At 32.4% G+C, this 21657-nt stretch carries 20 protein-coding genes and 2 riboswitches; of the genes, 7 read left to right on the forward strand and 13 right to left on the reverse strand.

Annotated features, from left to right (window positions below; translation table 11 throughout):
- Positions 1-5 precede the first annotated feature (5 nt).
- On the reverse strand, positions 6-1487 hold the full coding sequence (gene thrC / locus I6U51_RS04180; protein WP_211141341.1) for a threonine synthase: 1482 nt from the start codon (positions 1485-1487) through the stop codon (positions 6-8).
- A gap of 380 nt (positions 1488-1867) precedes the next feature.
- Positions 1868-1961: riboswitch (glycine riboswitch) on the forward strand.
- A 144-nt stretch (positions 1962-2105) separates the two neighbouring features.
- On the opposite strand from thrC, the gene I6U51_RS04185 reads away from it, so the two are divergent.
- The 3 genes from I6U51_RS04185 to I6U51_RS04195 all read left to right on the forward strand — a co-directional run bounded on the left by I6U51_RS04185 (position 2106) and on the right by I6U51_RS04195 (position 5239).
- Complete coding sequence (locus I6U51_RS04185; protein ID WP_211141342.1) at positions 2106-2375, forward strand: ACT domain-containing protein; 270 nt, start codon at positions 2106-2108, stop codon at positions 2373-2375.
- Between the two features lie 24 nt (positions 2376-2399).
- The gene (locus tag I6U51_RS04190) at positions 2400-3755 is read left to right on the forward strand and encodes a DUF711 family protein (protein WP_211141714.1); all 1356 of its coding nucleotides are present in this window, start codon (positions 2400-2402) and stop codon (positions 3753-3755) included.
- A 242-nt stretch (positions 3756-3997) separates the two neighbouring features.
- Positions 3998-5239, forward strand: a complete 1242-nt coding sequence (locus tag I6U51_RS04195; protein WP_211141343.1) for an MFS transporter — start codon at positions 3998-4000, stop codon at positions 5237-5239.
- A 27-nt stretch (positions 5240-5266) separates the two neighbouring features.
- Here I6U51_RS04195 and I6U51_RS04200 read toward each other — a convergent pair whose 3' ends face one another.
- Together I6U51_RS04200 and I6U51_RS04205 are read right to left on the reverse strand one after the other, a co-directional pair.
- A complete protein-coding gene (locus I6U51_RS04200) occupies positions 5267-6043 on the reverse strand; it encodes a DUF817 domain-containing protein (protein ID WP_211141344.1) in 777 nt (258 codons plus the stop codon).
- 104 nt (positions 6044-6147) lie between these two features.
- On the reverse strand, positions 6148-7572 hold the full coding sequence (locus I6U51_RS04205) for a sigma-54 interaction domain-containing protein (RefSeq protein ID WP_211141345.1): 1425 nt from the start codon (positions 7570-7572) through the stop codon (positions 6148-6150).
- A 474-nt stretch (positions 7573-8046) separates the two neighbouring features.
- Here I6U51_RS04205 and I6U51_RS04210 point away from each other — a divergent pair, with 474 nt between their 5' ends.
- Both I6U51_RS04210 and I6U51_RS04215 read left to right on the forward strand, forming a co-directional pair.
- Entirely contained in the window at positions 8047-8763 is a 717-nt protein-coding gene (locus I6U51_RS04210) for a CoA transferase subunit A (protein WP_211141346.1), read from the forward strand.
- A gap of 13 nt (positions 8764-8776) precedes the next feature.
- Positions 8777-9424, forward strand: coding sequence for a 3-oxoacid CoA-transferase subunit B (locus I6U51_RS04215; RefSeq protein WP_211141347.1), 648 nt, complete (start codon positions 8777-8779; stop codon positions 9422-9424).
- Between the two features lie 180 nt (positions 9425-9604).
- Here I6U51_RS04215 and I6U51_RS04220 read toward each other — a convergent pair whose 3' ends face one another.
- Positions 9605-10141 (reverse strand): cysteine hydrolase family protein, encoded by a 537-nt coding sequence (locus tag I6U51_RS04220; RefSeq protein WP_211141348.1) that lies wholly within the window; start codon positions 10139-10141, stop codon positions 9605-9607.
- Positions 10142-10176: 35 nt separating this feature from the next.
- Complete coding sequence (locus I6U51_RS04225; protein WP_211141349.1) at positions 10177-11346, reverse strand: threonine synthase; 1170 nt, start codon at positions 11344-11346, stop codon at positions 10177-10179.
- Positions 11347-11487: 141 nt separating this feature from the next.
- On the opposite strand from I6U51_RS04225, the gene I6U51_RS04230 reads away from it, so the two are divergent.
- Positions 11488-12369 (forward strand): LysR family transcriptional regulator, encoded by an 882-nt coding sequence (locus tag I6U51_RS04230; protein ID WP_211141350.1) that lies wholly within the window; start codon positions 11488-11490, stop codon positions 12367-12369.
- Between the two features lie 81 nt (positions 12370-12450).
- On the opposite strand, the gene I6U51_RS04235 is transcribed toward I6U51_RS04230, so the two are convergent.
- The 5 genes from I6U51_RS04235 to I6U51_RS04255 form a co-directional block, all read right to left on the reverse strand.
- The gene (locus I6U51_RS04235) at positions 12451-13470 is read right to left on the reverse strand and encodes an ABC transporter substrate-binding protein (protein ID WP_211141351.1); all 1020 of its coding nucleotides are present in this window, start codon (positions 13468-13470) and stop codon (positions 12451-12453) included.
- The gene (locus I6U51_RS04240; RefSeq protein ID WP_211141352.1) at positions 13470-14210 is read right to left on the reverse strand and encodes an ABC transporter permease; all 741 of its coding nucleotides are present in this window, start codon (positions 14208-14210) and stop codon (positions 13470-13472) included. The genes I6U51_RS04235 and I6U51_RS04240 overlap by 1 nt, the downstream gene beginning before the upstream one ends.
- The gene (locus tag I6U51_RS04245) at positions 14207-14959 is read right to left on the reverse strand and encodes an ABC transporter ATP-binding protein (RefSeq protein WP_211141353.1); all 753 of its coding nucleotides are present in this window, start codon (positions 14957-14959) and stop codon (positions 14207-14209) included. Before I6U51_RS04245 ends, I6U51_RS04240 begins: the two co-directional genes overlap by 4 nt.
- A 6-nt stretch (positions 14960-14965) precedes the next feature.
- Positions 14966-15625: a thiaminase II gene (tenA, locus tag I6U51_RS04250; protein WP_211141354.1), complete on the reverse strand. Its 660-nt coding sequence runs from the start codon at positions 15623-15625 to the stop codon at positions 14966-14968.
- A gap of 95 nt (positions 15626-15720) precedes the next feature.
- A riboswitch (TPP riboswitch) is annotated at positions 15721-15829 on the reverse strand.
- Positions 15830-16129: 300 nt separating this feature from the next.
- On the reverse strand, positions 16130-16591 hold the full coding sequence (locus tag I6U51_RS04255) for a hypothetical protein (protein ID WP_211141355.1): 462 nt from the start codon (positions 16589-16591) through the stop codon (positions 16130-16132).
- Positions 16592-16656: 65 nt separating this feature from the next.
- Between I6U51_RS04255 and I6U51_RS04260 the strand changes: the two genes are divergently transcribed.
- The gene (locus tag I6U51_RS04260) at positions 16657-16953 is read left to right on the forward strand and encodes a hypothetical protein (RefSeq protein WP_211141356.1); all 297 of its coding nucleotides are present in this window, start codon (positions 16657-16659) and stop codon (positions 16951-16953) included.
- Positions 16954-16959: 6 nt separating this feature from the next.
- Here I6U51_RS04260 and I6U51_RS04265 read toward each other — a convergent pair whose 3' ends face one another.
- The 3 genes from I6U51_RS04265 to I6U51_RS04275 are packed head-to-tail and all read right to left on the reverse strand — an operon-like array spanning position 16960 to position 21643.
- Positions 16960-18339, reverse strand: a complete 1380-nt coding sequence (locus I6U51_RS04265) for a diguanylate cyclase domain-containing protein (protein ID WP_211141357.1) — start codon at positions 18337-18339, stop codon at positions 16960-16962.
- Between the two features lie 37 nt (positions 18340-18376).
- Positions 18377-19408: a chemotaxis-specific protein-glutamate methyltransferase CheB gene (cheB, locus tag I6U51_RS04270; RefSeq protein WP_211141358.1), complete on the reverse strand. Its 1032-nt coding sequence runs from the start codon at positions 19406-19408 to the stop codon at positions 18377-18379.
- An 18-nt stretch (positions 19409-19426) separates the two neighbouring features.
- Positions 19427-21643, reverse strand: a complete 2217-nt coding sequence (locus I6U51_RS04275) for a hybrid sensor histidine kinase/response regulator (protein WP_211141359.1) — start codon at positions 21641-21643, stop codon at positions 19427-19429.
- Between the last annotated feature and the right edge of the window lie 14 nt (positions 21644-21657).

A 21657-nucleotide genomic window follows, 5' to 3' on the forward strand; every position in this document is an offset into this window, starting at 1 on the left:
ATCACCTACACCCCTAAAAAATTTTTAATTACTTCTCTCATTTCATCCTTTTTACATGTTACTTTATGACGAATTTCTTTTTTATCTAAGCTCTCTATTCCCTTAGGTATTTTCAAGCCCATCTTCTCAGATAGTACTTGTACCATCTCAAAATCCGAAGCACTGCTATTTGCAAAATTTAAAACCTCATTTATACTTCTTGGAAACTTAAATGGACTTGCAGTAGAGGCTATTACGGCAGCTCTATCATTATATGTATTTTTCTTATACTTTTCATAAACCTCATAGGCTACTGCAGTATGTGTATCTATAACATATTCTGAAGCTTCATAGACCTTTTTAACTGCTGCAAGAGTTTCTTTTTCGTCAGCAAAGCCCCCATATAATATCTTCAGCTTTTCTTTCATCTCTTCATTTATCTCATAATTACCTTCTTCTTTAAGTTGTTTCATAAGATTATTTATAAGTTCTTCATCTCTGCCGCTTATTTCATATAAAAATCTTTCTAAATTGCTGGATATTAAAATGTCCATAGAAGGAGAATTGGTCACGGAGAATTCTCTTTTTCTGTCATAAATTCCGGTGTTTACGAAATCTGTAAGTACTTTGTTTTCATTAGATGCACAAATTAACCTTCCTAGTGGCACTCCCATTGCTTTAGCATAAAAAGCCGCTAGTATATTACCAAAGTTTCCTGTTGGTACAACTACATTTATGCTTTCCCCTTCTTGTATTTTTTTATCTTTTAGCAGACTTACATATGAATAAACATAATAAACCACTTGAGGCACTAATCTCCCTATGTTTATAGAGTTTGCCGAAGAAAGCATATAGTTATTTTTATTTAATAGCTCATTAAATGCTTTATCATTAAATATCTCCTTAACTCCATTTTGTGCGTCATCAAAATTCCCCTCTATACCAACTACAAAAGTATTTTTCCCTTCTTGTGTAGTCATTTGTCTCTTTTGAATTTCACTTATCCCATCCTTTGGATAAAAAACTACAATCTTTGTTTTATCAACGCTATCAAAACCTTCTAATGCAGCTTTTCCAGTATCCCCGGATGTAGCAGTAAGTATAACTATTTCTTTTGTCATGCCTATTTTCTCTGCTGCTGTTTTTAAAAGATAGGGAAGTATACTTAGTGCCTTATCCTTAAATGCCAATGTCTTTCCATGATAAAGTTCTAAAAAATATGCTCCTGCTTTGTAGTTCAGTGGTGCTATATAAGAATTTTCAAACTTTTCATCATAAGCTCTATCTATACATTCTCTAAGTTCAGCATCGCTAAAATCATCAAAATACTTTTTAATAATATAAAATGCAAGTTCCCTATATTTCATATCCCCTAACTCTTGAAAGGATTTTGTGATTTTAGGAAATTCTTCTGGTACATATAGTCCTCCATCTTCAGCTATGCCCCTAATTATTGCTGCAGATGCTCCCACAACTTTCCCGTTCCCCCTAGTACTTCTATACAACAATGTATTAGTCTCCTTTTTGCAATTAATGTCATTTAGATTTAAAACTCAAATATGATTAACACTTTATAATGTTTCCACACAAAAGTCAAATGTATTTTGTTCGCGTACATTTCTAAATTATAAAATTTAAACGTTAACATTTGCTTATTTTTCAATCTTATTGGTGAGTTTATATTCTTCTAAAACTGAAAAGATTAAAAGTTTTAGTTGCAATTCAAAATGCAAGATTTTTGCAGGAATCTCCTGTTTGAAAACGTTTTTATTGCAAAAACAAACAAAATTCGGAAATTGATTTAGATTGGTGTCTATGTTAATATCCTATTAAACAATTTAATACGGATCGGATGAATTTAGCGGAATAATTTTATTAAACCGTTATTGGACGAACCTCTGGAGAGACTCGACTGAGCACCGAAGGGGAAAGCCAAAATATATTTTGGTGAAGCTCTCAGGTAAAAGGACAGGGGATTTTGAACGGGAAAAAATAACTATTTATTTTTTGCTTCAAAAATCTTGCTTTCCAGAGACTAAATTTAAATTTAGTCTCTTTTATTTTGTCCGATGGATACACTCCTGGGTAAATTGTTTAAAATTTAATTTCATAAGGAGAGATAAAAAATGAAAGCATTTGTAAGTGTATTAGGAAAAGATAAGGTAGGTATTATTCATGAAGTAACTTCTGTATTATCTAAAAACAACGTAAATATTTTAGATATTAATCAAACTCTCATAGATGATTACTTTGCTATGGTAATGCTTGTTGATTTGTCAAAAATGCAGCTTGAATTTAAGGATTTAAAAACTAAACTTGAAAATAAAGCTGCAGAAATAGATGTTTCTATTAAAGTTCAGCGAGAAGATATATTTAATTCAATGTACAAAATTTAAATTACAAGGAGTTTTAAAGCAATGATTAATTTAAACAATATAATGGAAACAATAAAAATGGTAGATGATCAAAATTTAGATATAAGAACAATTACAATGGGTATATCTCTTTTAGATTGCTGTCATAGTGACGGAAAGCAATCAAGAATTAAAATTTATGATAAAATAACTAAATATGCAGAAAACTTAGTTAAAGTTGGAAGAGAAATTGAAACAGAATATGGAATACCTATTGTCAATAAAAGAGTATCTGTAACTCCTATATCTATTATTGCTCAAGCTTGTGATGATACTGATTATGTTGAATTCGCTAAGACTTTAGATAGAGCTGCTGAGACTTTAGGAATTGACTTTATAGGAGGATTTTCAGCTCTAGTACAAAAAGGATACACTAAAGGAGACCGAATACTTATAGAATCAATTCCTGAGGCTCTAGCTATTACAAAAAAAGTTTGTTCCTCAATAAATGTTGGAAATAGCAAATCTGGAATAAATATGGATGCTGTTAGAGACATGGGGAGAATAATAAAAAAGACTGCTTATCTTACAAAGGACACAGACAGTATAGGCTGTGCTAAGCTTGTAGTATTTGCTAATGCAGTAGAAGACAACCCATTTATGGCTGGTGCATTTCATGGAGTTGGAGAAGCTGAATGCATAATAAATGTCGGTGTTAGCGGACCAGGAGTTGTAAAATCTGCCCTTGAACAAGTAAAAGGAAAAAGCTTTGATGTAGTTTCAGAAACAATAAAGAAAACTGCATTCAAGCTAACAAGACTTGGCCAATTTGTAGCACAGGAAGCTTCAAGAAGACTAGATGTTCCTTTCGGAGTAGTTGACCTATCACTTGCTCCAACACCAGCTATAGGTGATAGTGTAGGAAGACTTTTAGAAGAAATGGGACTTGAAAGCTGTGGATGCCATGGAACTACTGCTGCTTTAGCCCTATTAAACGATGCAGTTAAAAAAGGTGGTGTAATGGCCGCTTCTCAAGTAGGTGGGCTTAGTGGTGCATTCATTCCTGTAAGTGAAGATGAAGGAATGATTGCTGCAGTAAAATCTGGTTCCTTAAATTTAGAAAAATTAGAAGCAATGACTTGTGTTTGTTCCGTAGGTCTTGATATGATAGGAATCCCTGGAGATACTCCAGAATCAACTATATCAGCAATTATTGCAGATGAGGCTGCTATTGGAGTAATAAATAACAAGACAACTGCAGTAAGAATAATACCTGTTTACGGCAAAACAGTTGGTGATGAAGCTGAATTTGGTGGCCTTTTAGGAACAGCTCCTATAATGCCTGTAAGTAAATTTTCCAGCGAAGATTTTATAAACAGAGGCGGACATATTCCTGCGCCAATTCACAGCTTTAAAAATTAAAAAGTCAAAAGGGCATGGATTTACAATACAAATCCATGTTCTTTCTTTTACATAAGTATTTAATATTGTTATACCTATTATTTTATAGTATAAACTAATACAAATACTTTACACTCCGTTTTTTGCTTTCATTTGACTTTTGTTAAAGTTTAAGAAGATATGATATAATCTTCACGTATTTGGAATAATGTATATCTAGACATATTTTTTAAATTAAACATGAATAAAGAAGGCGATAAAATATGAATTTGAAAAAGCATTTTAAAATGTTTATAGAAGACAATTTTCATGCTCTTACCCATAAAAACTTTAGATACTATTGGATTGGGCAATGCGTATCTGTTATTGGTACCTGGGTTCAAAGTGTTAGTCAATCTTGGCTTGTACTTTCACTTACAGGTTCACCTTTCTTGCTTGGAATTATAGGAACAATGCAATTTTTACCTATAACGCTTTTCTCGCTATTTGCAGGAGTTGCTATAGACAGGTTTCCAAAGAAAAAAATCCTTTTAATCACACAGACATTATCAATGCTTTTGGCTTTTATAATGTCTGCACTAGTATTTACCCACAGCATAAAATACTATCACATTGTAATACTTGCACTTTTTTTAGGATTCATAAATACAATTGACATGCCTACAAGACAGTCTTTTATAGTTGAAATTGCAGGCAAAGAGGATTTAATGAATGCAATAGCTTTAAACTCTGCTACCTTTAATCTTGCTAGAATTGTAGGCCCTGCTATAGGTGCACTACTTATGGCTTATATAGGCATAGCCTGGTGCTTTTTTCTAAACGGCTTGAGCTTTTTAACAGTGCTTTGCGGTCTCATATATATTGAATCAAAACCTTATGTGCGAAAGAACTTTTCTAACAACATATTTAAAGAAATTAAGGATGGTCTTAAATATATTTTTAATAATTCTGTGCTATTTGAAACTGTTTGCATGGTCACTGTAATTGGAATATTTGTCTTTAATTATAATATTTTAATTCCTGTTTTCACAAAAAACGTTCTTCATCAGCAGGAAAAAATATATGGATTTTTAATGTCCTCCCTTGGAGCAGGCTCTCTTATAGGCGCAGTTATGGTTTCCTTAAGAAGTAAATCAGGACCTAAGAAGCTAATTTTATTCGGAAGTTCAATAATTACTGCTGTTATGCTTATCTTCATAGGTTTTTCCCGTACTTATTATACGGCGGCAATTTTTCTTGTAATAAATGGACTTTTCAATATTTATTTCTCTACTACTGCTAATTCAACGCTGCAAGTTAACTCTAAGGATGAGTACAGAGGAAGAGTTATGAGCGTATATTCACTTGTATTCGCTGGAAGTGCTCCTTTAGGTAGCCTATTTTCTGGTTATGCCGCAGACAAAATTGGCTCTGCCTGGGCTTTTGTACTATGTGGTTCTTTAACATTAGTTTGTGTTTTTATGCTTATGATTATATTTAAAATAAGAGCTAAACCTGCAACATAGAAGTTCAATATTGTAGGTTTAGCTCTTTCATGTATTACAAATTTCATCACTGGAATGCTTCAGCTTTAAATTAGCAACAATTATTATGCTTATAATCACTAGCAGAAACCATGAGCTTATCTTTTGTAAATGAACAATATTCCATGTTTCTGTTTGGTTTGGGTATTTCCAAGCCCCTAAAAATGTTGATATATTTTCTGCTACCCATATAAAAAATCCAATTAAGAAAAAGGAGAGAACAAGATGCATCTTAAAACATTTTTTATAAACTTTAAATTCTACATTTGACTTTAAAAAAATGACAAATAGACTTAATACAATAAACCATCTTAAATCCAATATATAGTGATGTGAAAAAAAGTTAGTATATATTACAGCTGCTAAAGGGTAAGTAATATAATTGCTTGGCCAATTTATAAATTTTAGATCAAATCGTCTCCATGCCTGACAAATATAACTTGCTACACTGGAATACATAAAACCACTGTATAAAGGAACTCCCCAAAATTTAGTTATAGCATACTCCGGATAAGCCCAAGAACCCATATGTACTTTATATAATTCAAGAACTAAACCTATAATATGAAATAGTGATATTACTTTTAATTCTTCTATAGTTTCTAATTTAAAGTGAACCATCATTACTTGAACAATTACACAAGCTATCAAAATAAAATCATATCTATATAAAAAAGGTATGCTTATCACCTTTGAAATTGCTAATATGAGAAATATTGCAACTGGAAAAACACATGATAATGCTTGTTGTGCTGCAAAGTAAATTAGATATTTTATATATTTCAATTTTTTTCCTTCTTTCAATATTTTTAAAACATAGACAATCATTAATTTTATATTGCTATTATATTAATTTACCCTGCTGAAATCAACATAAATCTATTTTTCTTCTATTTAATACTATGCTTTTCATTTAGTTTACGGTAAAGAGTCATACGTGGAATACCTAAAGTTTTACATGTCTCTTTCTTATTATAATTACATTTTTTCAAAGTATCGTGTATAATTTTCATCTCTATTTCTTTTAATGTATCCTTTAAAGTTAAATTTTTAGGACAATCTAGCTGATAATTTTTCATTTGTTGTTTTTGTACATTTTTTAATATATATTCTGGAATATCTTCATTTTTAATAATAGTATCTTCAGAGTTTATGATAATACTTTCAATAATGTTTTTTAGTTCTCTTACATTTCCTGGCCAAGAATAGGATTTAAGAATTTTTATAATTTCATCTGGAATTATTTTGTATATTCCTAACTTTTGATATAACTTAGTTGCAAAATGCTCTGCAAGTAACTGAATATCCTCTCCTCTTTCTCTAAGACTAGGAACTTTTAGATTTAACACATTTAGTCTATAAAATAAGTCCAATCTAAATTTTCCTTGCTTTACTTTATCCTCTAATGAAGCATTAGTTGCGGCAACTACTCTTACATCTATAATAGTCTTTTTATTGCTTCCCACTTTTTCTAATTCTTTTTCTTGTAAAACCCTTAACAGCTTTGTTTGCATACTTAGCGGAAGTTCTCCAATTTCATCAAGAAAAATAGTTCCTCCATTAGCTAACTCAAATTTACCCTTTTTACCGGATTTTTGAGCACCTGTAAAAGCTCCTTCTTCATATCCGAAAAGTTCGGATTCTATAAGTGTTTCCGGTATAGCCCCACAATTTACTGGTATAAAAGGTCCTTCTTTTCGTGGACTAGCGTTATGAATAGAGTGAGCAAACAACTCTTTTCCAACTCCACTTTCCCCAGTGATTAAAACTGTAAAATCCACACCACTATATTTAATGGCTTTCTTCTTGCAACTGAATCCTGTTGAAGAAATTGTTAAAATATCATTAAAAGTATATTTTGAATTATATACTTCTGATACTTTACTAGCTTTATATAAGGATAACTTTTTAGTAAAGTCATCTTCCACTAAAAGATTATATAGAAAACTCAAATCATCAATAGATATAATTCCCAACCCTCCAATTATCTTATTATGATAAAAAAGAGGAATCCTATCTACAATACATTCTCTACCATCCTTAAATTTATGTTTTTGTCCTATTTCTGCTTGTCCAGTTTTTAGTACAAGAGGTAATCGAACTGTGGGATCAATTTCTGGTAAATATTTTCCTTCCACATCTTCATGTTTAAGGTTAAGAAGTTTTAAAAATGCTTTATTCATAACTATTACTTTACAATCTGTATCTACAATGTTAATGGGTATAGGCAATTGATCAAAAATAAGGGAAGTTATATAAGTAAATAAACTAGAAATTTCTTCTTTATTAAAACTGGTATTGTTATTTTCAAGCATAGCATCACCTCATTACATTATATCCATAAATTTCAAATTTATGTTGTCTATAAGTATACCATTGAGCTGTGTTTATTTCAAATTTATGAATAGAGTTCTTGGCATCGGATAAAAGTTTTTAGCTGCTAATGAAATTTTTTATTATAAATAAAATTAAGTAACAGAGTGTTACTTAATAACATTTTGTTACCCATTGTAACTATATTAGTAGAATGAGTTCTCAAGGGAACTTTTTATCTAGCTGTAACAAAATGTTGCTAGAGCATATTATTAGATAACAATCTTATATTGAAAATATTAGTTTTTTCATAGCAAAGCTCTGGCATGTTACTTGCTAATATACTAAAGGGCCAGGTTAAACAAAGTAAAAAACTATAACTCTATAGCTTAGCAGTCATTAACTCACTTCTTATAGAAGTTGGAGTTCTATAGCTGGTATCTAATGGGCAAATTATTTTAATGGGGGGATGAAAAATGGCAATTATACAAAAAGTTGAAGATGCAGTAAAAAATATTAAAGACGGGTCAACTGTTATGATTGGTGGATTCTTAGGGGTAGGTGCACCACTTGGAATAATTGACGAATTAGTAAAAAATGCTGTGAAAGACTTAACTGTCATAAGCGTAGTAGGTGCTAATCCTGGTGGAAACTTTGATATTGGAAAACTTACAGCAAACAGGCAGATTAAAAAATTTATTGGAGCACATATAGGAACAGACCCTTGTCTTGTACAACAATATATAAACAATGAAGTTCAAGTAGAATTCAATCCAATGGGAACCTGGATTGAGAGGATACGAGCTGCTGGAGCTGGCTTAGGCGGAGTGTTAACCCCTACAGGCTTAGGTACTGAAATGGAAGATGGACGTGAAAAAGTTACAGTAGATGGTAAGGAATTTTTGTTGTATTCTCCACTAAAAGCAGATATAGCCATTATAAAGGCTCATAAAGCAGATAAATTTGGTAATCTTCAATATAGAGGAACAGCTTTAAATTCAAATCCTGTAATGGCTACTGCTGCAGATTTAGTTATAGCAGAAGTTGATGAAATAGTGGAAACTGGTGAGCTCTCTTATAACGAAATAGGTACACCTGGAATTTTCGTTGATATTATTATTCAAGGTAGTAGCTTAGAAGAAAGAGAGAAGATCTTTGAAGATTTATGGGTAAAAAGCAAAAAACTAAGATAATGGAGGTATAAATATGAATGAAAGAGAAATTATAGCTCAAAGAATCGCAAAAGAGTTTAAAGACGGAATGGTTGTAAATTTAGGCTTCGGAATTCCTACAGCATCAGCTAACTATATACCTGAAGGAGTTAACGTAATTTTACAAACGGAAAACGGTGGCTTGTTATTTGGTCCTAAGCCTAAGCTTGGAGAGTCGGATCCTGATTTAGGTAATGCAGGCGGTGAACCTATAACTATGCTTGCTGGTGCATCAGCCTTCGACCTATCCTTATCTTTTGCTATTATAAGAGGTGGACATGTGGATGCTACTGTATTAGGGGCTCTTGAAGTAGATCAACAAGGAAATATAGCTAACTGGAAAATACCTGGTAAGTTCATCCCTGGTATGGGTGGTGGAATGGATTTATTAGTTGGTGCTAAAAAGGTAATTGTAGCAATGACTCATACTGATAAAGCAGGTAATTCTAAGATTCTTAAAAAATGCACTCTTCCTCTTTCCGCTGCTGGTGTTGTAAATCTAATAATAACTGAAAAAGCAGTTATTGAAGTTTCAAAAGACGGACTAGTGCTAAAAGAAGTTGCTCCTGGAGTAAGCGTAGAAGATGTAGTAAAAAGCACAGAAGCTGAATTAATTATTCCTGAAAAAATTGGCCTTATGTAATATAGATATCCAACTTGGGTGCTTGATTTATTAGCGGTATTCATGGGGGTACCTCTTCTGTACTGCCAGATGTACCCCTATGAATACCTTGGTTAACTCAATTATCGAAATTGGATATTTATAGCAAAAAATAAACCAATCCCTTTAATTTTTTAAAAGCCTTTACTAATATCCTATTAGTTAATTGTCTAGCAAAATTTTCATTACATCGTCCATTGAAAGAACATTAGCAAAACGTTTATTCCAAATCTTATAATTATAAAACTCATAAAGTTTATTACCAGATAGATACTCGTTATCGAAAGTTGTATTTGTTTCTTCTGGAATTATTATTTTATATCCATAATCAAAGGCACTTTTTAAAGTAGCATCAATACAATATTCTGTTTGAAGTCCTACCAGTATAATGGTATCTATCTCTTTACTTTCTAAATGCTCCCTTAATCCAGTTCTATGAAAAGCACTGTTATACTCTTTTTCAACAATAAATTCACCACTATTAGGTGCTATATCATTATAGATCTGCCAGCCATCTGTCCCTTGTTCAAGCTCGGTTCCCTTTCCATCATCATGACGTACATATATAACTTCCTTCTTATTATCTCTTGCAGTTAAAATGAGTTTTTTAATATTTTCAATAACTTTCTGTTCATTATGAGGATGTTTCTTAATTAATGCATTTTGCACATCTACCACTAGCAAAACAATATTATTCATAGTTTCTTCCCTCCTAATTTTATTACTTTCTATTTCTAAAATAACTCAGGTTTATTTTTAAATCCATTGGATGTTCCTATGATAAGAATTCTACAATTCTTATCCAGTATCCTTTTTTCTATTGCCCTTTTTAGAGCACTAAATACTACCGCGGAGGATGTTTCAAGATATAATCCCAAATGAGCCATTTGTCTGACATCATCGATTACATTACCTTGAGGTATATCAACCGCAAAACCATTGGAATCCCTTATAGCTACATAAGACTGGTAAGTTACGGTACTCCCTCCGATGGAAGCGGTTAAAGAACATTCGCCAGGAAATTCTTTTCTATAGTCTTCCCCTTCCAACACTTTGGAAATTCTTCTAAATGGTTCTACACAAACCAACTTTGGTAATGCAACAATATATCCAAGCTTCAGCAATTCCTTAAAACCCTCAAATATTCCCCAAAGGAGGTCCCCTCTAGATACAGGTACAAATATATATTCAGGTAGGTTGTCTCCAAATTCCTCATATATTTCATAAGCTATGGTCTTGTATCCTTGAACTCCAAAGCAATTGCTTCCTACTGCCGGTAAAATATAATTTGTTGCCGGATACCAATCATATTCTTCAACCATTTTCCTCATATAACCCCATCTACCATTAGCAGCTATATCATCAGCTTCATCAACTATTACTAGCTCTGCGCCTGTTGCTTCAATGGCAGTCTTATAGGCCATATTCACATTTGGTAATGATGTGATTTTACAATCCAGACCTGCATTTGCAGCATAGGCTGCTATGGAAATACCTGCATTTCCACTTGAGGCAGCTACTATACCTTTTTTGCCCAGTTCAAGTGCTCGTGCCACTACCAGTGGACTCATTCTGTCTTTGTGAGAACCGGTAGGGTTTTGGAACTCATTTTTTATAAATATTTCTTTAACTCCCAAGAGTTTTGCCATTTTCTCAAGCTTCACCACTGGTGTATCACCTTCACCTAAGGTTGGAAATGTTTCATAAGGAAGTATACGTCCATATTTCTGCATACCTTTCATGCTAGGATTTTTGAAGATTGCTTCCTTATACTGAAATGAAATAGCGGCATTTTCCCCTTTTTCTAGACATTTGGGGCATCCTAAAAAATAATCTCCTACCGTATATTTTTCTCCACATTTAATACAATACATCGATTCAATTTTTTCATTCATCTTATACATAAATAGTCCTCTTTCCTTTATAATAGTTTTATCGAGTTATTTACATCTTCGATTATAAAAGAGGTTTTTCTATTTGTATAACGAATATATTGAATAACAACTATCGAAAATATTAATTATAGATAAGAGGTGATTTGACGTATGGACTATGATCTTTTAATAACTTTCATTTACTTAGCTAAGTTGAAAAACTTTACTAAAACAGCTGAACAGCTTCATGTGGTTCAGTCTACCATCACCAGCAGAATAAAAAATCTTGAATATAATATAGGAGAAACCCTGTTTGTCCGGACAAATAAGCATGTGGAACTGACAAATGCGGGAGAAGCTTTTCTTCCCTACGCTAAACAGTTGCTAAGTATACAGGAATCTGCTATTTTTCGGCTTAAAGCTCTGGAATTATTCAACGATACACTTAATATTGGTGCTGTACACTCTATTTACGATTGCCATGTGCAGGACATGGTTCTTAAATATATGCAGCAAAATAAAAAAATTGCAGTCAAAGTTACCATTGAACATAGTGAAGAACTGATACAAATGCTTCATGAGGATCAGGTAGATATTGCATTTACATATTGGGACATTAAATCTCCTAAATTCATATGTGAACCCTTCCATAGCGACAGAATCATATTGGTTACTGGTTCACAGAATAGTGCCGCTGCATGCGGTATCACAGAGGTTGAGCTTAGAAATCTGCCTTTATTGTGCTCTGCAATTATGACTGCTCCATTTCAGGAATGGTTCTACTCAATTTTCCCGAAAAACTATGTATATCCACTGGATATCAATATTAGCAGCAGCATCATTAAATTTTTAAAAGAAGGAATTGGATTTAGCTTCATGATAGAGTCCGCCGCTAAGAAGTTTCTGGAAGAAGGTTCACTAGTGGAAATAAAGCTTCTCGAAAGCACACCACCAAGTATAGAAAGCTATATGTTAATAAACAGGCAGCGAATTAATTCGGAAGCAGTAAGTCAATGGCTGACTGAGTTTATGCCTTCCTCTTCTCTTCCCTAGCATTACTCATCTCAAGCAAAACAATAATAAAGAACCCAGAAGCAATGTGATTCAATGCTTCTGGGTTAAATATGTATAAAACTATTTAACTTCATCAAGATTTACATAACAATCTTCTGCCTTAACTTCTCCTTTTAACATACCTTTTTCTTGTAACCATTTTATATTATTTTCCCAAACCTTCTTATCCTGGTATAAGAAAGGCTCATCCTTTGATTCCATCTTAGGAAGAAGCACATTCATGCTTTGTTTTTCCACTGCGTCTATAAGAGGGAAGTTGTCCTTTTGTTGATTATTTAATAATATGCTTAAGGATTTATCTGGATTATTCTTAGTAAACTCATAGCCTTTTTTAGCAGCTTTCATAAACTTCTTTAAAGTTTCAGGCTTGTCTTTTAAGGTCTTATCGCTTGTAACAAAAACTTCTTCATAATAGTTAGGTACTCCATATTTAGATGGGTCAAAATAGTTTACTGGGTGTCCTTCATGCTCAAGTACAGGAACCTCGTGATTTATAAGTCCCCCTGTAGTAGCATCAACTTTTTTTGTTGTCATGGAAGAAAGTAATTCGAAACCTACATCTATTGATTTTATTGAATTTGGATCTCCTCCATCTGCTTTTATCATACTTTTAACATATTCTATGTTTAGAGGATTTCCTGAAAAGCCAATAGTCTTTCCTGACAAATCCTTTGGTGAATTTATATTTTTTTCTTTTAAAGATATAACTACATTTAATGGTGTATGTACTATTGCCCCAATAGATTTTACTGGAACCTTTTCATTGGCTCTTGCCATTACTATGTCTGGTTGATAATAAATACCTATAGTTGCTTTGTTTGCAGCTGTTAATGTTAGTGGATCTGTTGCATTAGACGGATATTTAATATTTACCTTTAATCCTTCTTCTTTAAAGTAGCCGTTTTCAATAGCTGCATATATAAAGCTATGTATTGCATTTGGATACCAATCCAGTACTAAATCTACATCCTCCAGCTTTTCTGAGCTGTTATTAGCAGCTTGTTTGCTTCCACATCCAGCTAACATGAAAGTTACAAATGTAAATACTAATAATAGTGATAAATACTTTAACTTTTTCATTATTCATTCCTCCATTTTATTATTTTATTTTCTAATATACTAATTATGGCAACAAGAATTATTGTAATAAAGGATAAAATTACAATTGGTGCAAAAACTGCAGCTCCATCTAATTGAGTCATCATTCTTTTGCTGAAATATCCAAGCCCTGATTGGGCTCCAAGCCACTCACTGATGGCAGCACCTATCATACTAAGGGACACTGTTATTTTTAAAGCAGAAAAGAAATATGGCATCGCTGAAGGAAGCTTTAGTTTAATAAATATATCCATTTTGCTTGCTCCATAGGTCATTAAAAGCTCCTCCATCTCCCTTTTTGTAGAGCGGAGGCCGTCATATACATTTATAGTTATAGGAAAAAAGGTCATAAGTACAGTTGCCAATACCTTACTCCAAATACTATATCCAAACCACAGTACAAATATTGGAGCTAAAGTAGTAATAGGTATAGTTTGCGTTACTACTACAATAGGATATATTGCCTTTTGTATATTTTCACTTAAATTCATTGCTACAGCCAAAGCTACTCCTAAAACTATTGATATAGTAAGTCCTATAAAAGTAACTAACAATGTGGCAGGAAGATGTACCAAGAAAAGTTCTTTCCTTAATATCCAAATCTTTTCTAAAATGCTGCTAGGTGATGGAAGTATATACGCTGCATCTATATATCTTGCAAGTCCCTCCCAAATTATAATAAATATAATACCTACAATTATTGATGATTTATACTTCTTCATAGCTCAACCCTCTGCTTTAATTCATTTACAAGCTCTTCTTTTATACTTAGTATTTCAGGTCTGCTTAACATATGCCTGTCCCTTGGATAACCAACAGGTACTATTACTTCCTTTAACTTGTTAATAGGTTTTTCAGAAACAACAAATATCTTATTAGATAAAAATAATGCTTCCTCAACATCATGAGTTATAAACAGTATGGTCTTATTAAACTTTGACCACTGATTTAAAAGCCACTCCTGCATAGAAATCTTAGTTATTGCATCTAGTGCGCTAAATGGCTCATCTAAAAGCATAACCTCTGCTCCGGTAAGCAGTGTTCTAATAAAAGAAACTCTCTGCTTCATGCCCCCTGACAAATCCTTTGGATACTTGTCTTTATAGCTGTCCAATCCAAAAGCCTCCAAAAATTCTTCAGCCTTCTTTTTTGCATTTTTTTGCTTTCTACCGCCTACCTCTAATGGTAAACAGGCATTTTCTAAAATAGTTCTCCAGGGTATCAGTAAGTCACTTTGAGGCATATATCCTATAGGGCTGTCGATATCGTTAACATTTTTATCATTAATATAAATATCTCCATCTGAGCTTTTCTCAAGTCTTGAAATCAATCTAAATATAGTGCTCTTACCGCATCCACTTGGACCAATTATGCTTATAAATTCTCCCCTATTTACATGAAAGTTTAAACTATCTATAAGAAGTTTTGAATCATTCTTATACTTAAAATTAACATTAAAAAACTTTAACATTGAGAATTACATCTCCTTATTGTAAGACATGTCCCAAAACATGTATTCATATTTGCTGGTATTTATAAATATTTCTCTTAGCTTTTCCTTATCCTTTTCTGAAAGGTTTTCTGAAAGCTCATCTACTAAATCTATTACCCATTGAGTACCTTCTTTGTACTCTTCTGAAATATAACCCCTAATCCATTCTCCGTAAAATTCATGTTCTGTTGCCCCAGGATTTTTACTTAAGACTTTGCCAATTTCTAAATAGCTCCACATGCAAGCTAGTAGAGATACTGAAAGCTCTGCCAGGCCACCCATCTGAGATACAGCTAGCATATAATGAGTATAGGAAATATTTGAAAGTGAAGCTTTTGTATTTTCAATTTCCTCTTGAGTAATCCCAAGTATTTTCATATAAGAACGATGAATACTCATTTCCCCATTTAATATTCCATTTACCATAGTTGAAAAACCCTGCATTATCTCTTCTCTGTCTGCTTTTACTACACCTAATGCATAAACCTTTGCGTAATCTAGAAGATATATGTAATCTTGAATCATGTAAAACTTAAACTTATCTACCTCTAAAGTCCCGTCACCAATACCCTTTACAAAAGGATGAGTATAATAGGATTCCCAAATCTCTTTTACGCTTTCGTATAGACTTTCCGAAAACTTCATATTAACGCCTCCCAAATTCTTTAATTTTAAATATAAAAAAGTACAAACCAGTTGGAGGTTTGTACCTATATCTTTAAAGCTATAAAGGTATTTTTCAAATACATAAAACCTCTTCCTACGCTGGTATTAACCAGATCAGGTTATAGGGTCAAAGAATTCCATTCTTAATCTCAGCTGGTAACACCAGCCCCCCTGGGATCAATGATCTTAATTTATTAAGTTTTCCTACAAAGTCATCTTACTACACTATGTTAAGAACGTCAATAGTAGTAATATAATTCGTAAAATTTTTATCAGAGGACAATTGACAGAGGACAGTGGACAGTGAAGGTGAGTTTTCTTCCTTACGTCAGAAAACTAATTTATTTTTGAGCTCGTTTCACTAATGTGAAACATCGGCTTATAAATATAATCAAAGATTTTTCGTAGTGTAACGTAGAAAAATCCTACTTCATTGTCCTCTGTCAATTGTCCTCTGTCCTCTAAAAAATGCTTCGCATTTTTTTATTCTACGATTCTTAACTGCACCTTTAAAGAGTGCGGATTTTTTCTTATAACTACAATGCTATAGGAATAGTTTTTAACTATATACTCCATGACATCACAGTACTTTTTCTCAAGCACATACAAACATACTCCATTTTTATTTACAAAGCTGTACAAGTTATCTAATTTTTTTATATACAGGTTATCCCATTCTCTAACTTGAAAATTTTTATTTGCTATATCAAACATTATCCCTCTTGATTTTAATATTGATACTAGTGAATTAAATACTGAATCAACCTTTTTATCCTCTTCTTGTAGCTTTTCCTTTTCGTTTATTAACTGATTAAAGCCATTCTGTTCACTTTTAAGTTTTAACTTCAGTTTTTCTTTTCTGCTGTCTAAATTATTTATCTTTCTATTTTTGGAGTCATTATATATCCTTATAAGCTTGGACAGCAAGCCATCTTTTTCACTCATGTTTTTCTGCTCCTTGCCTTAATGGTTAAATTAGGTATAAAATAATACTATGGGAGGTGTTAACTATGGATAAAATTTATTTAAATATAATAAAATTCTTAAAAACACTAAAAAGATTATTATTATCTCTCATAAAATATTGCAGCACCTTTTTCCAGAGAAAAGAAACTATTGACAATATGTATACTTCAATAATACAAAACAAAACAATAGAAATCAAAAGCCTGGAAAAAGAATTAAATATTGTACATAGCAAAAATATTAAGTTAAAAAGAGAAATTGAAGTTATAAAAAATTCCTTAAATAAAAAGAATGTGATTATATCCAATCTTCAAGACTTAATAACCAAAAGGGTAGACTAAAGATACTTAACTATTATAGTCTTCTGCTCTGCCCTTACAGTTTTTATTTTTATACATTAGTCTGTCTGCTCTGGCCATTAATTCGCCAATACTCATTGGATTCTCAGGATCAAAATATGCAGCTCCTACACTCATAGATATATTAAAAGGATAATTACTTTTATCATTATATTCTTTCTGATTATTCAAAAGTTTGTTTACAAATTTTTCCACATCTCGCTCGCTTACATCCATAGATAAAATTGCAAATTCATCTCCGCCGATTCTTGCAATAACATCATTTTCTTTAAAAGTATCTCTTAAGATATCAGATACACCAACTAACGCGCAATCTCCATGATTATGAGATAGTGTGTCATTTATACATTTCATATCATCTACATCAACAAAGAATAATAACATCCCTTTTTTATTACGCTTTGCAAAGTTAACTTTATGTTCAACTAAGCTTAAGAAACCTCTTCTATTATATAATGTTGTAAGTTCATCTGTAATTGATTGAATTCTTAATTTTTCTCGAAGATGCACTTTTTCAGTAATATCCCTGATAGATAGAAGATAGGCCTCTTTTCCTTCCCAATCCGTATCTGAAATACACATCTCTCCAATAACTTGATTGCCCTCTTCATAATTTATTGTAACTTCTTTTACACCCTTTTTAATTTGCTCAAAATCCAATATACTAATTATTAATTCCTCATAGTTTTTGCCAAGCAATTTCTTAGCTGCTGGATTAAGATAAAGTATTTCCTTATTATCATTAATTACAAGTAATGCGTCTGTATTGCTTTCTAAAATTGCCCTATAATTTCTTTCAAGTCTTCCTATTGTTTCAAAGGCCTTTTTTAATTCATTATTTGTATCTTCTAGCTCTTTTGTTTTTTGTACAGCATTATCAAAGGTAGAAAGAAGAAGATCTATAATCTGTATTCTCTCTGAATTAATAAAATGCTTTTCTCCTGCAAAAAATACCTCAATCCCAATTTCACTAATTCTGTTTTTTCTTAATTCAATATTGATAAGCATATGCTGAATACGTGAAACAAGAAAGTGTTCATTATATGGTTTTGTTATGAAATTATCCGCCTTAACCTTAAGTCCTTTTATAACATCAATAGGGTCTGATAATGATGTAAGCAATATAACTGGAATATGCTTTAACTTATCATCCTCCTTAATTTCTTGGCATAATTCATATCCATCCATCTTTTGCATAAGTATATCTGTTATAACCAAATCCGGCATAGACTTGCCAATATACTCTAAAGCTTGCAGCCCATCATTTACAACTTTTACTTTATAGTCCTTTTTTTCTAATATAAATTTAAGTTGTTCCGCCTGTGTTAAGCTATCCTCTACAACTAGAATCTCTATTTCTTTGTTCATATTTGATATTAGCCTCCTTAATTTACACTAACAAAAGTTACAACCTTCCAAATAGCTCTGCTATTTTTTCTGGTGGAAGAATATATGTGGCAGCATCAAGCTTTACCGCCTCTCCAGGCATACCGTAAACTATAGAAGTCTCTTTATCCTGTGCCACAGTAATTGCTCCTATATCCTTTAACAACTTTAGTTCTTCTGCGCCGTCTTTTCCCATACCTGTCAGAAGAATTCCTATAGAATTTTTACCATAGTAACGTGCAATAGATCTGAATAAACAAGATACTGCTGGCCTTAATCCATTTTCCTTCTCAGAGTCGCTTAAAAATATTTTTCCATCTCCTCTGATCTCCATATGGAACCCATCTGGTGCAAAGTAGATATGCCCTGGCAATACCTTTTCTCCCTGAACTGCTATATGTATAGGATATTCCGTAACTCCAGAAAGCCAATCAACAAGTCCTTCTATAAAGCCAGGCGTTATATGTTGTACCACAAGTATAGGAATCTTAATGTTTGCAGGAAGTTTAGAGAATATGCTTTGAAGAACAGGAGGTCCTCCTGTAGATACACCAATAGCTGCCATTTTTATACTTGATAAAGTGCTCTTAGCCTTATAATTCTCTAAAGGACCTGCTTTTTTATTTTTATATATAGTTTTACGTTTTATCACCTTTATCTCTGACATAAGCTTTATCATATGAACAATATTTTGTGCTGCTTTATCAAAATCGTCACCTGTTATTGCTGTAGGTTTTTCAATTACTGAAACCGCTCCTGCCTCCATTGCTTGAAAGGTTCTATCCATGTCTTTAGAATTAAACAGTGCAGTTATTATCACAATAGGTACAGGGGTTGTTTCCATTATCTTTCTCGTTGCTTCAAAGCCATTCATCTTAGGCATGTCTATGTCCATAGTTATAATATCCGGTTTATTTTTTTCCATAAACCTTACCGCATCTTCACCATTAGAAGCAACTCCTATTACCTCAATATCTTTATCTGAAGTCAGTATGTCTTTCATTATTTCCCTTATAGTAGGCGAATCATCAACAACAAGTACTTTAATCATCTTCTAACACTCCATTATTTATATAAGTCTTTTTATAATTTCTAACAAGTTACCCTGCTGAAAGTCATTCTTAACAATATATGCGCTTGCCCCAACATCAACACCTCTCTCCTTATCTTCTCTAGATTCTAAGGATGTTACAAGGATAACTGGCATTTCAGAAATTTTACTATCCTCTCTAATCTTTTTAGTTAACTGGAATCCATCCATCACAGGCATTTCAACATCTGTAACTACAAGATCAAATTGTTCAGATTTCAATAAACTCCAACCTTGAGAGCCATCAACAGCAGTTTTCACTAGATATCCATTGTTCTCTAAAATATTTTTCAAAAGTGTTCTTGAGGTTATTGAATCCTCTACCACAAGAATAGACTTTTTCAAAACTTCATCTTTTGAGCTTGTATCAGTAAAGCTGGAAGCTCTATTACCATATTTAAGGGAAGACTTTATCAGATCTTTAACATCTAATATTGGAACGACTTCTCCAGAACCTAGCACCGTTGCTCCGGAAATATTTCTAACTCTTTTTAATTGTTTATTAAATCTTTTCACCAATACTTCCTGCTCCATTACTATTTCATCAACGCTGAAAGCTACTTTTCTTTCCATGTGATTTACGACTAGAATCGAAATAGTATTATTTAAAGCTTCTTCTACTGCTCTACTCTTAAGCCCCAGTACATCTTCTAATTTAAAGATAGGGGTAATACAGTTATCAACTAGTATTGCAGCCATATTCTCTATCACTTCTATTTCTTCTTTTTTAATTCTCATGACCTTTTCAACTTTTCCAGTTGGTATTACAAAAGGGCTTTTAGCCGCTTTTATAATTATTCCTCTATTTGAAGAAATAGTTATAGGCAGTATTATGGTGAAGGTAGTCCCCTTTTGTTTTTGAGTTTTTACAGTCACAGTGCCTTCAAGCTTTTGTACTTTTTCATATACAATAGCAAGTCCTAATCCTCTTCCAGAAATATCTGTAATTATATCACTAGTAGAGACTCCTGATTTAAAAATAAGCATCGCAGCCTTTTCATCCTCAATATTCTTAAGTTCTTTTTCTGCCAAAAGCTTGTCTTTAGCAACCTTTTCCTTAACCTTATCAATATCAATTCCTGCTCCATCGTCGGAAATTTCAACTTTTACCCTGTCACTGCTTATTGGGGTAATGTTTAAACTTATTGTTCCTTTTAAGAGCTTTCCCAACTTTTCCCGTTCTTCTAACTTCTCTATTCCATGATCTATGCAATTTCTTATTATATGAATAAGTGGGTCCTTGATTTCCTCAAGTATGCGCCTGTCGACCTCTATCTCTGCCCCACTTTTTATAAACTCAATCTCTTTATTAGTTTGTCTACATAAATCCCTTACCATCTTAGGAAAGATTTCTATTATTGATGAAAAAGGAAGAAGCATTATATCTTTTACATCTTCTATAAAAGTATCTATCATTCCTTCTATAGTTTTAGCATCATTTTCCGCTAGCTTCATCAAAGCTCCAATATTATTTTCCAATGCTTCAATATAGATGTCATTTTTTTCTTTTTTCCATAATTGAAATAATGTGTTTATTTCTTTAATTTCTCTAGCCCTCTGTGCAGCTGAAAGCTTTGTATAAAGCATTTCCTCTCCCTGAACCAACAGGGTATCTAGTTTATTTTTTGAGACTCTTATGACATCATCATTTTGTGTTTTTTTATCTTCTACTTTATCAATTGCTTTTATAGCCTCAGAAATCTCAACATCTTTTATTTTTATTTCTTCGGAAATACTTTTTATATCTACATTATTGCTTACATCTTTGTTTTTAAATTCCTTAAAACCTTTATTTTCAAAGTTTCCTGACTCAACTTTAGAGAGAGCTTCAATAATTTTTGAAATATCTTTAATCTTATCTTCAGGCATAGCCAAAATATCTTCTACAGTGTCTAAGGCCGAATTAAATATATCAAACATCTGCAAATTTAAAATTAACTTCCCTTTTTTTATACTTGAAAATATGCCTTCAAGTGTGTGACAGATAATTTCAATTTCTTTAATATTTACTGCTCTAGCTGCCCCTTTTAGACTGTGAAACTCTCTGTATATAGTTTCAATAGCTGTTTTATTTTCTTCCGTAGGTTTATCTTCTAACTCAAGCAGCAGTAAAGAGATAGTTTTTACATGCTCATAAGCCTCTATTTTAAAGGTAGATCGAAGCTTCTTTAAAAATTCAGCATCATTTGTATTCATTCCTATCCTCTCTT

The organism is Clostridium aciditolerans, from assembly GCF_016316925.1.
Classification (GTDB): Bacteria; Bacillota; Clostridia; order Clostridiales; family Clostridiaceae; genus Clostridium_AM; species Clostridium_AM aciditolerans.